The sequence below is a fragment of the Variovorax boronicumulans genome, assembly GCF_019352895.1.
Taxonomy (GTDB): Bacteria; Pseudomonadota; Gammaproteobacteria; order Burkholderiales; family Burkholderiaceae_C; genus Variovorax; species Variovorax boronicumulans_A.
This window is the reverse complement of the sequence record NZ_JAAAFX010000004.1, coordinates 2,368,099-2,368,474: the sequence shown is the minus strand read 5'-3', so window position 1 is coordinate 2,368,474 and position 376 is coordinate 2,368,099. Positions and strand designations below refer to the sequence as shown.

The 376-nt window shown below is 63.8% G+C and carries 1 protein-coding gene; it reads right to left on the bottom strand.

Annotated elements, in window-relative coordinates; all coding sequences use genetic code 11:
• On the bottom strand, positions 1 to 376 hold a 376-nt coding region (locus K0H49_RS30575; RefSeq protein WP_374122342.1), incomplete at both ends, for an integrase core domain-containing protein.

Here is a 376-nt window from a genome sequence, read left to right as displayed (position 1 = left end):
TGTGAAGTGTCAAGAGGTTCTTACGAGACATCGAGAGACGCGAGACGGGGGCCACGAGATTGATGCCGTGGTGCGGCCGGTGCCAGTTGTAGAAGTGATTCCACACAGGCAGGGCCTCGCGGCGCTGGTCTGAGTTCGCGTAGGCGTGGCCATAGGCCCATTCGCGCAGCGCGGACTGGATGAAGCGTTCGGCCTTGCCGTTGGTCTGCGGGCGATACGCTCTGGTGAACTTCTGCCCGATGCCCAGCTCCAGGCATGCCTCGCCGAACAGCCCCGAGCGGAACGACATGCCGTTGTCAGTCAGCACCCGCTCGATCGTGACGCCCATGCTTGCGAAGTAGCCCACGGCAGCCCGCAGGAACGCCTCGGCGCTGAA